Source organism: Kineococcus rubinsiae (assembly GCF_011839805.1).
Lineage (GTDB): Bacteria > Actinomycetota > Actinomycetes > Actinomycetales > Kineococcaceae > Kineococcus > Kineococcus rubinsiae.
On sequence record NZ_VWPY01000084.1, the window covers coordinates 1 to 12,211 of the forward strand.

General features: G+C 73.9%; 11 protein-coding genes. 4 read left to right on the forward strand and 7 right to left on the reverse strand.

Annotated features, from left to right (window positions below; genetic code table 11):
• The 4 genes from F1544_RS22075 to F1544_RS22090 form a co-directional block, all read left to right on the forward strand.
• The coding region (locus F1544_RS22075) for an adenylyltransferase/cytidyltransferase family protein (protein WP_167588349.1) at window positions 1-542 on the forward strand (542 nt) is incomplete at its 5' end.
• 118 nt (window positions 543-660) lie between these two features.
• Window positions 661-2,514 carry a translation elongation factor 4 gene (lepA, locus tag F1544_RS22080; RefSeq protein WP_167588357.1) on the forward strand — a complete coding sequence of 618 codons (1,854 nt, stop codon included), beginning with the start codon at window positions 661-663 and terminating at the stop codon, window positions 2,512-2,514.
• A gap of 59 nt (window positions 2,515-2,573) precedes the next feature.
• Window positions 2,574-2,987, forward strand: a complete 414-nt coding sequence (locus F1544_RS22085; RefSeq protein ID WP_167588350.1) for a hypothetical protein — start codon at window positions 2,574-2,576, stop codon at window positions 2,985-2,987.
• A gap of 152 nt (window positions 2,988-3,139) precedes the next feature.
• Complete coding sequence (locus F1544_RS22090) at window positions 3,140-5,647, forward strand: phosphoketolase family protein (RefSeq protein WP_167588358.1); 2,508 nt, start codon at window positions 3,140-3,142, stop codon at window positions 5,645-5,647.
• 16 nt (window positions 5,648-5,663) lie between these two features.
• Here the strand turns inward: F1544_RS22090 and F1544_RS22095 are convergent, their stop codons facing one another.
• The 7 genes from F1544_RS22095 to F1544_RS22125 all read right to left on the reverse strand — a co-directional run.
• Entirely contained in the window at window positions 5,664-6,116 is a 453-nt protein-coding gene (locus F1544_RS22095; RefSeq protein ID WP_167588351.1) for a VOC family protein, read from the reverse strand.
• Between the two features lie 71 nt (window positions 6,117-6,187).
• A complete protein-coding gene (gene argG / locus F1544_RS22100; protein ID WP_167588352.1) occupies window positions 6,188-7,636 on the reverse strand; it encodes an argininosuccinate synthase in 1,449 nt (482 codons plus the stop codon).
• A 43-nt stretch (window positions 7,637-7,679) separates the two neighbouring features.
• Window positions 7,680-8,390, reverse strand: a complete 711-nt coding sequence (locus tag F1544_RS22105) for a hypothetical protein (protein WP_208972410.1) — start codon at window positions 8,388-8,390, stop codon at window positions 7,680-7,682.
• Window positions 8,387-9,394, reverse strand: coding sequence for an acetylxylan esterase (locus F1544_RS22110; RefSeq protein WP_167588353.1), 1,008 nt, complete (start codon window positions 9,392-9,394; stop codon window positions 8,387-8,389). Before F1544_RS22110 ends, F1544_RS22105 begins: the two co-directional genes overlap by 4 nt.
• A 62-nt stretch (window positions 9,395-9,456) precedes the next feature.
• Window positions 9,457-10,353 (reverse strand): GTP-binding protein LepA, encoded by an 897-nt coding sequence (locus F1544_RS22115; RefSeq protein WP_167588354.1) that lies wholly within the window; start codon window positions 10,351-10,353, stop codon window positions 9,457-9,459.
• Window positions 10,354-10,519: 166 nt separating this feature from the next.
• Window positions 10,520-11,317: a DUF1206 domain-containing protein gene (locus tag F1544_RS22120; protein WP_167588355.1), complete on the reverse strand. Its 798-nt coding sequence runs from the start codon at window positions 11,315-11,317 to the stop codon at window positions 10,520-10,522.
• A gap of 115 nt (window positions 11,318-11,432) precedes the next feature.
• A partial coding sequence (locus F1544_RS22125) for an HAD-IC family P-type ATPase (protein ID WP_167588356.1) occupies window positions 11,433-12,211 on the reverse strand: 779 nt, incomplete at its 5' end.

Consider the following 12,211-nt stretch of genomic DNA (forward strand, 5'->3'; position numbering starts at 1 on the left):
GGTGGCGGGCCGCTCAGCACGCCCCCGAGCGCGGTCCGGTGGCCGAGCCCGCGGGCGGCGCGGGCGACGTCGTGGCGCGCGTGCGGGCGCAGGGGGGCACCGTCGTCAGCACCGGCGGCTGCTTCGACGTCCTGCACGCCGGGCACGTGGCCTGCCTGGAGGCGGCCCGCCGGCTCGGGGACTCCCTGGTCGTGCTGCTGAACTCCGACGAGTCCGTGCGCCGGCTCAAGGGGCCGGGCCGTCCGGTCAACGACCAGGTGGACCGGGCCCGCGTCCTCGCGGCCCTGGACTGCGTGGACGCCGTCGTCGTCTTCGACGAGGACGACCCCCGCGCGGCCCTGGAGGCCCTGCGCCCCGACGTGTGGGCCAAGGGCGGGGACTACGCCGGCGCCGACCTGCTCGAGGCGCCGCTCGTGCGCAGCTGGGGCGGTCGCGTCGTGTTCCTGCCGTACCTGCCCGGCCGGTCCACCACCCTGACGCTCGCCCGCGGGGCGGCGTCGGCCGACGGCGTCGCGGAGACCTCGCCGCCTTCGGCCGGCTGACGGCGGGGGTCGGCAGGCGGGCGGGGCCGGTCCGCGGGCGGGAGGCCGCGCCCGCGGACGTGCGACGATGGACACCCACACCGTGCTCGACGAGAGGTCCCCGCCACCCGTGTCCCCGATGGCTGCCGACGCCCCGGCCCCCGCCGCGACGCCGCCGGAGATCCTGCGCAACTTCTGCATCATCGCCCACATCGACCACGGCAAGTCGACGCTGGCCGACCGCATGCTGCAGCTCACGGGGGTCGTCGACCCGCGCGCCATGCGGGCGCAGTACCTGGACCGCATGGACATCGAGCGCGAGCGCGGCATCACGATCAAGTCGCAGGCCGTGCGGATGCCCTGGGGCCTCGACGGGACCGACTACGCGCTGAACATGATCGACACCCCCGGGCACGTCGACTTCACCTACGAGGTCTCGCGCTCGCTCGCGGCGTGCGAGGGCGCGGTGCTCCTCGTCGACGCCGCGCAGGGCATCGAGGCGCAGACCCTGGCGAACCTGTACCTCGCCATGGAGAACGACCTCACGATCATCCCGGTGCTGAACAAGATCGACCTGCCGGCGGCGCAGCCGGAGAAGTTCGCCGAGGAGCTCGCGAAGCTCATCGGCTGCGAGCCCGAGGACTGCCTGCGCGTCTCGGGCAAGACCGGGGTCGGCGTGGAACCCCTGCTGGACGAGATCGTCCGGCAGATCCCGCACCCCGTGGGGGACCCGGACGCCCCGGCCCGCGCCATGATCTTCGACTCGGTCTACGACACCTACCGCGGCGTCGTCACCTACGTCCGGGTCATCGACGGCTCCCTGAGCCCGCGCGAGCGCATCGCGATGATGTCGACGAAGGCCACGCACGAGCTGCTCGAGATCGGCGTCAGCTCCCCGGAGCCGGTGCCCTCCAAGGGCCTCGGCGTCGGCGAGGTCGGCTACCTCATCACGGGCGTGAAGGACGTGCGGCAGTCCAAGGTCGGCGACACCGTCACCAACGCGCACAAGCCGTCGACCGTGGCGCTCGGCGGGTACCGCGACCCGAAGCCCATGGTGTTCTCCGGGCTCTACCCGATCGACGGCTCGGACTACCCGCTGCTGCGCGACGCCCTCGACAAGCTCAAGCTCAACGACGCCGCCCTGGTCTACGAGCCGGAGACGTCGGCCGCGCTGGGGTTCGGCTTCCGCATCGGCTTCCTCGGCCTGCTGCACCTGGAGATCGTCCGCGAGCGGCTCGAGCGCGAGTTCAACCTCGACCTCATCTCCACGGCGCCGAGCGTCGTGTACGAGGTGACGATGGAGGACCGCAAGGTCATCACCGTCACGAACCCCTCGGAGTACCCCGAGGGCAAGGTCTCCGAGGTCCGCGAACCCATCGTGCGGGCCACGCTGCTGGCCCCCGCCGAGTTCATCGGCGCGATCATGGAGCTGTGCCAGCAGCGCCGCGGTGACCTGCAGGGCATGGACTACCTGTCCGAGGACCGCGTCGAGATGCGCTACCGGCTGCCGCTCGCGGAGATCGTCTTCGACTTCTTCGACCAGCTGAAGTCGCGCACCCGCGGGTACGCCTCGCTGGACTACGACGTCGACGGCGAGCAGGCGGGGGACCTCGTGAAGGTCGACGTGCTGCTGCAGGGCGAGCAGGTCGACGCGTTCTCCGCGATCGTGCACCGCGACAAGGCGTACGCCTACGGCGTGATGATGGCCGGCAAGCTCAAGGACCTCATCCCGCGCCAGCAGTTCGAGGTGCCGATCCAGGCCGCCATCGGCGCCCGGATCATCGCGCGCGAGAACGTCCGCGCCATCCGCAAGGACGTCCTCGCCAAGTGCTACGGCGGTGACATCACCCGCAAGCGGAAGCTGCTGGAGAAGCAGAAGGAGGGCAAGAAGCGGATGAAGATGGTGGGCCGGGTCGAGGTCCCCCAGGAGGCCTTCATCGCCGCGCTGTCCTCTGACGCCGCGGGCGGGCAGACGGACAAGCAGAAGAAGTAGCGCCGACGGGGCACCGGGCCCCACTGGACCGGCGGCTGCGGGCGGGGCACCATCGGCGCATGGATGAGGCTCCCGACGCCCCGGTCACCCCGCTCGAGGGCTCCGCCACCCCGCGCGACGGCGAGTCGCTGGTGCCCACCCCGCTCCCGCCGGGGGAGGCTCGCGGCCGGGCGGCGCTGCAGCCGTGGCGCGAGCGCGCCGGGGCGCTGCGCAGCAGCCTGCCGGAGCTCGTGCGCAACCCCGTGGTGGTCAGCGCGTCGACGGTCGCCGTCACCCTCGCGGCCCGCCTCGCGGTCGAGGTCGCCCGCCGGGCGCTGACGCCGGGTGCGGCCCCGGCCTCCGGGCGGCTGGAGGTCACCGGCCAGGTGGTCCACCACGTCGTGCACCACCACGTCGTGCACCACGCCCACGTCGTCCACCACGTGGCCGTGCCGATCGTCCGGCTGCCGCTGCTCCCGCCGCCGCGCCGCTAGGCCCCTACCCGTGCGCCGCCGGCCCGCCGCCGGCGACGGCGTGCGCGCACCTGCCGGACGTGGTCTGCTGCACCGCGAGCGTCCACCCGGGCCGGTTCGACGACACGTGACCGGTGCCTCGTGCGAGTCGAAGGGGTTCCATGACCATCGAGATGACCGGCAGCGCCGACCCGATCACGCCGTGGGCGCGGCGCCCCGCGACCGCCCTGACCGAGGAGTCCCTCGCCCGCGTCGACGCCTGGTGGCGGGCCGCGAACTACCTGTCGGTGGGGCAGATCTACCTCCTGGACAACCCGCTGCTGCGCGAGCCGCTGCACCGCGACCACGTCAAGCCGCGCCTGCTGGGGCACTGGGGCACGACGCCCGGCCTGAACTTCCTCTACGCCCACCTCAACCGGGCGATCGCGGAGCGCGGGCAGTCGACGATGTACGTGACGGGCCCCGGCCACGGCGGACCCGGGCTCGTCGCGAACGCCTACCTCGACGGCACGTACTCCGAGGTGTACTCCGACATCACCCCCGACGCGGAGGGCCTGCGGCGGCTGTTCCGGCAGTTCTCGTTCCCCGGCGGCATCCCCAGCCACGTCGCGCCGGAGACGCCCGGTTCCATCCACGAGGGCGGGGAGCTCGGGTACGCGCTGTCGCACGCCTACGGCGCGGCCTTCGACAACCCCGACCTGCTGGTGGCCGCCGTCGTCGGCGACGGGGAGGCCGAGACGGGTCCGCTGGCCACGAGCTGGCACTCGAACAAGTTCGTCAACCCCGTCAACGACGGGGTGGTGCTGCCGATCCTGCACCTGAACGGCTACAAGATCGCGAACCCGACGGTCCTGGCGCGCATCCCCGAGGAGGAGCTCCTCGACCTGATGCGCGGCTACGGCCACCACCCGCACGTGTTCACGGGGGGTTTCGACGGCGAGGACCACGCGGCGGTGCACCGCCGGTTCGCGGAGCTGCTGGACGTGGTGCTCGACGAGATCGCCGACATCAAGGCCCGGGCCGCGGCGGGCGACGACAGCCGGCCCGCCTGGCCGATGATCGTGTTCCGCACCCCCAAGGGCTGGACGTGCCCGGCGGTCATCGACGGCAAGCAGGTGGAGAACTCCTGGCGCGCCCACCAGGTGCCGCTGGCCAGCGCCCGCGACACCGACGAGCACCTGCGCGTGCTCGAGGGGTGGATGCGCTCCTACCGCGCGGAGGAGCTGTTCGACGACGCGGGGACGCTGCGCGCGGAGGTCGCGGAGCTCGCCCCCTCGGGGATGCTGCGGATGAGCGACAACCCGCACACCAACGGGGGACTCCTGCTGCGGGACCTGCGGTTGCCGGACTTCCGGGACTTCGCGGTCGACGTCCCCGCGCCGGCCGGGTCCACGAGCGAACCCACCCGCGTGCTGGGGCAGTGGCTGACCGAGGTCATCCGCCGCAACCCCGACAGCTTCCGCATCTTCGGCCCCGACGAGACCGCGTCGAACCGCCTGCAGGCCGTGTACGACGCGACCGACAAGCAGTGGAACGCCGAGCGGCTCGACGACGCCGTCGACGAGCACCTGGCCCGCGCGGGGCGGGTCATGGAGGTGCTGTCCGAGCACCAGTGCCAGGGCTGGCTGGAGGGGTACCTCCTGACCGGCCGGCACGGGTTGTTCAACTGCTACGAGGCGTTCATCCACATCATCGACTCGATGTTCAACCAGCACGCGAAGTGGCTGGAGGTGACGCGGGGCATCCCGTGGCGGCGGCCCGTCGCGTCGCTGAACTACCTGCTCTCCAGCCACGTCTGGCGCCAGGACCACAACGGGTTCAGCCACCAGGACCCGGGGTTCATCGACCACGTCCTGAACAAGAAGGCCGAGGTCGTCCGGGTGTACCTGCCGCCGGACGCGAACACCCTGCTGTCCACCTACGACCACTGCCTGCGCAGCCGGGACTACGTCAACGTGGTCGTCGCGGGCAAGCAGCCCACGCCGAACCTGCTGTCGATGGACCAGGCCGTGGCGCACTGCACCCGCGGGCTCGGCGTCTGGGAGTGGGCGGGCCGCGAGGTGCTCGGGGAGGACCCCGACGTCGTCCTGGCCTGCGCCGGTGACGCGCCCACGCTGGAGGCGCTGGCCGCCTCGGACATCCTGCGCCGGGAGCTCCCGGACCTGCGGGTGCGGTTCGTCAACGTCGTCGACCTCATGCGCCTGCAGGACGAGCGCGAGCACCCGCACGGCCTGTCCGACCGCGACTTCGACACCGTGTTCACGACGACCAAGCCGGTCATCTTCGCCTACCACGGCTACCCGTGGCTGATCCACCGCCTGACCTACCGCCGGGCGGGGCACGCCAACATCCACGTGCGCGGGTACAAGGAGGAGGGCACGACGACGACGCCCTTCGACATGGTCATGCTGAACGACCTCGACCGCTACCGCCTGGTCATGGACGTCATCGACCGGGTGCCGCACCTGCGGTCGCGCGCCGCGGGTCTGCGCCAGCGCATGTCCGACGCCCGGCTGACGGCCCGCGAGCACACCCGCCGGTTCGGCGAGGACATCCCCGAGGTGCGGGACTGGGTGTGGCCGGACGCCGGCGAGACGGCGACGGAGAGCGCGGGCCCGACCTACGCGGGCGAGAGCGCCGGCGCCACGGCCGGCGGCGACACCGGCGGGGACAACGAGTGAGGCGCCCGCCGGCGGTCTAGGCCGCGCAGAACTCGTTGCCCTCCGGGTCCCGCAGGACCCACCAGTGCCCGGCGGGGCCCTGGTCGACCTCGCGCACGCGCGTGGCGCCCAGGGCCTCCAGCCGGGTCACCAGGTCGGCGAGGTCCCCGTCCCCGTGGTGCACGTCGACGTGCAGGCGGTTCTTGCCGGCCTTGGCCTCGGGCACCTCCTGGAACAGCAGCCGCCGCCCGTGGCCCGCGCCGCTGGCCGGGTCGAACGGGTCGTCGGGGTGCCGGATGCCCGCGAGGCCGCGGAACAGCCGGCGGCCGTGGCGGTCCACGACGGCCTGCTGGCCGAGGTGCCCCGCGGCGAGGAGCTGGTCGACGAGCGCGGTCGGGTCCTCGACCTCGTACTCCAGCGCTGCCGCCCAGAACTCCGCGAGGGCGGGGGCGTCGGTGCAGTCGACGACGAGCTTCCAGTGCAGGGCCACGCCCCGGTCCTACTCCCCGCGGGTCCGGACGCGCAACGCCCGCGGGGCGGGAACCCGGGACGGCCGGGCCGTCAGTCGGTGCCGGACTCCATGGCCGCCCGGTCCAGCAGCGCGTCGGCGTCGGAGACCTCCCCGCGCGAGGCGATGAGGTCCGCCCCGCCCTCGGGCATGGCGCCGATGAGCCCCGTGGACGCGGCCTGGGCCGCGCCGACCGGACGCGGCTGCGAACCGCCGACCAGCCCGAGCTCGGCGTACTGCTCCAGCTTGGCGCGGGAGTCGGCGATGTCGAGGTTGCGCATGGTCAGCTGCCCGATGCGGTCGACCGGCCCGAACGCGGAGTCCTCGGTGCGCTCCATCGACAGCTTGTCCGGGTGGTAGCTGAACGCGGGCCCGGTGGTGTTGAGCACCGAGTAGTCCTCGCCGCGGCGCAGCCGCAGCGTCACCTCGCCGGTGACGGCGGTGCCCACCCAGCGCTGCAGGGACTCCCTGAGCATCAGCGCCTGCGGGTCCAGCCAGCGCCCCTCGTACATGAGGCGCCCCAGGCGGCGGCCCTGCGCGTGGTAGCTCGCGATGGTGTCCTCGTTGTGGATGGCGTTGACGAGGCGCTCGTAGGCGGCGTGCAGCAGCGCCATGCCCGGGGCCTCGTAGATGCCGCGGCTCTTCGCCTCGATGATGCGGTTCTCGATCTGGTCGGACATGCCGAGGCCGTGGCGGCCGCCGATCGCGTTGGCCTCCAGCACGAGGTCGACGGCGGTGTCGAAGGTGCGCCCGTCGATGCTCACGGGCCGGCCCTGCTCGAAGCCGACGGTGACGTCCTCGGTGGCGATCTCGACCTCGGGGTCCCAGAACCGCACGCCCATGATCGGCTGCACGAGCTCGACGCTCGCGTCGAGGTGCTCCAGCGCCTTCGCCTCGTGGGTGGCGCCCCAGATGTTGGCGTCGGTGGAGTACGCCTTCTCGGTGGAGTCGCGGTAGGGGAGGTCGTGGGCCAGCAGCCACTCCGACATCTCCTTGCGCCCGCCGAGCTCGGTGACGAAGTCGGCGTCCAGCCACGGCTTGTAGATGCGCAGCGAGGGGTTGGCCAGCAGGCCGTAGCGGTAGAACCGCTCGATGTCGTTGCCCTTGTAGGTGGAGCCGTCGCCCCAGATCTGCACGTCGTCCTCGAGCATGGCGCGCACCAGCAGCGTCCCGGTGACGGCGCGGCCCAGCGGGGTGGTGTTGAAGTACGCCCGCCCGCCGGAGCGGATGTGGAAGGCGCCGCACGTCAGCGCGGCCAGGCCCTCCTCGACGAGCGCGGTGCGGCAGTCCACCAGGCGCGCGACCTCGGCGCCGTAGGCGTGCGCGCGACCGGGCACGGAGGCGATGTCGGGCTCGTCGTACTGGCCGATGTCCGCGGTGTAGGTGCAGGGCACGGCGCCCTTGTCGCGCATCCACGCGACGGCCACGGAGGTGTCGAGGCCCCCGGAGAAGGCGATGCCGACGCGCTCGCCGACGGGCAGGGAGGTGAGCACCTTGGACATGGGGAGAGTATGCATGACCATGCATGGCCATGCAAAGCGCGGGTCAGTCCGGCGGCTCGAAGCCGGCGCTCGCCGTGAGCGTCCCGGGGGCCACCTCGGTGAAGCCGCCGTCCCTCACGTCGACGCGGTCGGCGGGCGCGAGGACGGGAGCCCCCGTGAGCACCCGGACGCCCAGCCCCGCCGCGGCCCAGCGCCGGGTCGCCGCCGCGGGCAGCTCCTCCCACGCGAGCTGGGCGGCGTGGCCGACCTGGGCCGCGGCCTTGCCCGTGGTCATCGCGACGCCGGGGGACAGGCGCACCGTCAGCAGGTCCGCCCGCGCCGCCGGGACGGCGAAGCCCTCCGGGTCCGCGAGGTCCAGCCCGCCCACCTGCAGGGTCCGCAGCACCTCGGGGACGGTGTCGCGCGGGTGCGGGGCGAAGGCGCGGACCACGGCGTCGCCGGAGCGCGCCTCGACGTGCGCCACGGCGGCCGTGCGCTCGAACCGCACGCCGCGCGCCCGGCGGGTGATCTTGCGGATGTGGCCGGCGCGCCACGCCGCGACGGCCGCGTGCAGCTCGCCGTCGGGGTCGGTGACGCGCTCGTCGGCCAGCAGGAGGACGACGGCGCGCGCCGCGGCCACGAGGACGTCGGTGTGCGCCGGCGCCGGGTCCCGCTCGACGCGCACGACGAGGGAGAGCGCCCAGGGGTCGCGCTCCACGGCCTCCTGCTCGACGGGCGGGGGCTCGACGGGCGGGGGCTCGACGGGCTCGCTCACGCCCCGGGGAGGAAGCCGCGCTCGCCCAGCCACTGCAGCTGGCGGGCGAACTGGTCGGCGCCGCCGCCCGCGTGGTCGCCGAAGGGCCACACGGCGATCTCCTTGTCGACCTCGCGGCCGACGGCGGCCACGGCCTCGCCGTAGCGGTTGTACGCGGCGAAGACGGTCGAGGGCGGGCACACCGGGTCCATGAGGGCGACGCTGAACAGCGTGGGGGCCGTGGCCCGGACGGCGAGGTTCGCGGCGTCGACGTAGGAGAGGGTCCGGAACGCCTGCTCGACCCCCGTGCGGGTGTGCCGGCGCAGGTACTCCACGACCTCGAGGTACGGCCCGGCGGAGGCGGTGTCGGCCCCGCGGCGGAAGTGGCAGAGGAACGGCACGTCGGGCAGGGCCGCCGCCACCGCGTCCCCGCAGAGCCCCGCGGCCGCGAGCGTGAACCCGCCGCCCTGGCTGCCGCCGGCCACCACGACGCGCCGGCCGTCGATCCCGTCGAGGGAGTGGGCCGCGTCCACGGCGCGCGCGGAGTCGATCATCGCGCGGCGGAAGTAGTGGTTCCGCGGGTCCTCGATGCCCCGGGTCATGACCCCGCCGACGTAGGAACCCGTCGTCTCGGGACGGTCGGAGTCGGGCGTGTCGTGGCCCTGGCCGCGGCTGTCGACCACGAGGTGGGCGAAGCCCGCGGCGGCCCACTGGGTGTGCTGCGAGGGCAGGCCGCGGCCCTGGGAGTAGCCCTGGACGTGCACCACGACCGGCAGCGGGCCCTCGGCGCCGCGCGGGCGGACGAGCCACGCGGCGATGCGCTGGCCGCCCCACCCGGAGAAGCGGACGTCGGAGACGTCGAGCTGCGAGAGGCCGTGGCCGGCGACGGGGGTGAGCGCGACGTCGACGTCGTGCGCGCGGGCCTGCTCGAGGCTGTCCACCCAGAACTCGTCGAAGTCGGCCGGCTCGGCCACCTCGCCGCGGTAGGTCAGCAGGTCGTCCAGGGCGAGGTCGTTCAGGGGCACGGCCGCAGACTAGCGCCGCGCCCGCGGGGACGCCCGGGAACCCCGCCGGGGTTCCGCGTGCGTCAGCCGGCGGTCGGGCGCGGGCCGAGCAGCAGGTCGGCCCCGTGGGTGCGGAACTGCTCGATGGCGTCCTTGAGCGCGCTGAGGATGTAGCCGGGCACGCGCATGCCCTGCTCCTGCGCCCACAGCAGCTCGCGCTCCACCAGGCTGATCTGCGCGGCGAAGTCTTCGACCTTGTCGGCCAGGCCCAGGGTGGTCAGGACGCTGCCGAACTGAGCGCGGTGCTCGGGCGTGTGCGCCCCGACCGGGCTGAACGACTTGCGGCGCAGCACCTTCGTCAGCCGCAGCTGCCAGGGCTGCAGGACGTTCTGCTGGACCATCTGCGTCGCGGACAGGCGGTAGAACGCGAAGTGCCCGGGTTCCTGGCGGCGGATCGGCGTGACGACCGTGCGGGCGATCGCGTCCTCGCCGATGCCCGTGAGGCCGTCGACCAGGAGGTTGTAGGCCACGACGGCGGACTTCTCCGTCGCCGCGCCGGTCAGGTAGTAGAGCAGGCGCGAGACCTCGTGGATCGGCTTGAGGTGCGACAGGGCGCCCAGGATGCGGATGCGCGGGTTGACCGACTCGGTGTCCGGGTCCGCGGGCGCGATGTCGATGTCCTGCTGCAGCCGGTCGAGGATCAGGCCGTGCTGGATCTCCTGCGGCTGCCAGACGTCCGCGTAGAACAGGCGGTCGGTCTCGGAGACGTCGGGCAGCAGCGTCAGCAGCTCCAGGACGTTGCGGTCCACCTCGAGCTCCACGCGGGCGAGGTAGTCGATGACGTGGCCGAACTCCGCGCGCACGCGGCGGGGGTCCACGACGGTGCGGTCGACGTCGTCCAGGCGCAGCGGCGGGTGCTTCTCGCCGAGCCGCAGCACGTGGTCGCGGATGTCCTGCGGCGTGATGATCTTGAGAGACACGCTCGGCTGACTCCTAGCTGACCAGGTGAACCGGAAGGCGCTCCCGGCTGATCCAGTGTGCAACACGGATCCGCCCGGCGGAGTCGTCCGGCTGAGGACACCCTTCCTTCGTCACCGGTGACCGGGGAGATGTCCCCGATCGCCTGTGATGCCGGTCACACCGGGGTCAGGCGCGGCGGCGCCGGCGGGCCGTGACGACCTGGAAGAGGCCGTAGGCGGCGAGACCGAGGGCGACCACGAGCAGCAGCACGGTCCCGAAGGGCTGCGCGGCGATCTCCCGGAAGGCGGCGTCCAGACCGCGCGACTTCGCCGTGTCGCCCTGCGAGGACACCACGACGAGGACGCCCAGCACCGCGAAGGCCAGGCCGCGGGCCACGTACCCGGCGACGCCGAGCCCGGTCAGGGCGGGGCTCAGCGTGCCCTCGACCTTGTCCTCGAACGAGTGCTTGAACCCGCGCACGACCGTCGCGACCCCGTAGCCGAGGATCGCGAGCCCCACCACGACGACCAGGACGGGCCCGCCCGGGGCCTCGAGGACGCGCTGGGTCAGGGTCTGCTGGTTCTGCCCGGCGGAGGACCCGCCGCCCGTGGCGAAGCGCACGCACGAGACGAGCAGGGCCAGCGCCACGACCGTCTTCGCGGCCGCGCTCACGCGGTGCGACGTCTTGTCGCCCGTCGCGGCCTCGATCGCCTGCCAGGCGGCCATCGCGAGGAAGCCGAGGGCGAGCACCCACAGCAGGACCGGGCCGATCGCGGTGTCGCGCACCTGGGCCAGGGCCCCGGTGGAGTCCGCGCTGCCGCCGCTGCCCCCGAGGGCCACCTGGGCGGCCAGCCAGGCCACGAGGAGGTGGACGACGCCGTCGGCGGCGACCCCGGCCCGGCCCACCCGCTTGACGGTGGACTCGTGGCGCTCCGCGAAGCGGACGCCCCGCTCGGCCGACGCCCGTGCCTGTCCGCCCGCCATGGCGGTTCCTCCTCCGCGCGAGGGGGCCCGCCTGCTCGGGGCCTCCCGTCCGGGGCGACAGACTGCACCGCCGCGCCCCCGGGGGCCAGCGGGGACCGGCGCGTCCCCGCGGGGTTCAGCGCGGGCCGGGCGCCGCGGAGGAGGAGAACCCGCGCAGGCGCAGGCTGTTCGTGACGACGAACACCGACGAGGACGCCATGGCCGCCGCGGCGACCAGCGGGTTCAGCAGTCCCGCAGCCGCGAGCGGGATGGCCGCCACGTTGTAGGCGAAGGCCCAGAACAGGTTCACCCGGATGGTCCTGAGGGTGCGCCGCGCGAGGCGCACCGCGTCCACGGCCGCGGTGAGGTCGGCCCGCACGAGGGTGAGGTCGCTGGCCTCGATGGCGACGTCGGTGCCGCTGCCCAGGGCGATGCCCAGGTCGGCCTGCACGAGGGCCGCGGCGTCGTTCACGCCGTCGCCGACCATCGCGACGACGCGGCCCTGCTCCTGCAGGCGCCGCACCACCTCGACCTTGCCGGCGGGCCGGACCTCGGCCACGACCTCGTCGACGGCCGGGTCGATGCCGACCGCGCGGGCCACCGTCTCGGCCGTGCGGCGGTTGTCGCCCGTCAGCAGGACGGGGCGCAGCGCCAGGCGGCGCAGGTCGGCCACGGCCGCGGCGCTCGAGGGGCGCACGGTGTCGGCGACGGCGAGCACGCCCGCGGCCCGGCCGTCGACCGCGACGACGACCACCGTGCGGCCCGCGGCCTCGGCGGCGTCCAGGGCGTCCGCGAGGCGCCCGGCGGGCAGCGGGACTCCGCCCTGGGCCGCGACCCAGGCGGCGCGCCCGGCGAGGACCGCGCGGCCCGCGACGACGCCCTCGATGCCCAGCCCGGCGCTCGCCCGCGCCCCCG